Genomic DNA, 256 nt, shown 5'->3' with positions numbered 1-256 from the left:
TGTTACACAACCGCTGGAAGGTACGCCGATCACAGCTACAGTAGTAGCCGGAAGCAAAGCTGGAGAGTATATCGTGACGTATCATAACGGAGCACAAGAAACAGTGAAAACACTCACTGTAGCCTTCGTAGTCCAAGCTGCACCTGTTGTAGTGAACGTGCCTGTGATAAATGGAGAGAACGCAACTAAAGAAGCGAAACTTGCAGCCGTGGAAGCACATGTTACACAACCGCTGGAAGGTACGCCGATCACAGCT

1 protein-coding gene is annotated in these 256 nt (G+C 49.2%); it reads left to right on the top strand.

Features of this window, described 5'->3' with window-relative positions:
• The coding region (locus tag HP552_RS04195; protein WP_175394373.1) for a hypothetical protein at positions 1–256 on the top strand (256 nt) is incomplete at both ends.

The organism is Paenibacillus xylanilyticus (assembly GCF_013359935.1).
Taxonomy (GTDB): Bacteria; Bacillota; Bacilli; order Paenibacillales; family Paenibacillaceae; genus Paenibacillus; species Paenibacillus xylanilyticus.
Note: the sequence above shows the minus strand (reverse complement) of the source record. Positions and strands in the feature narration are given on the sequence as shown.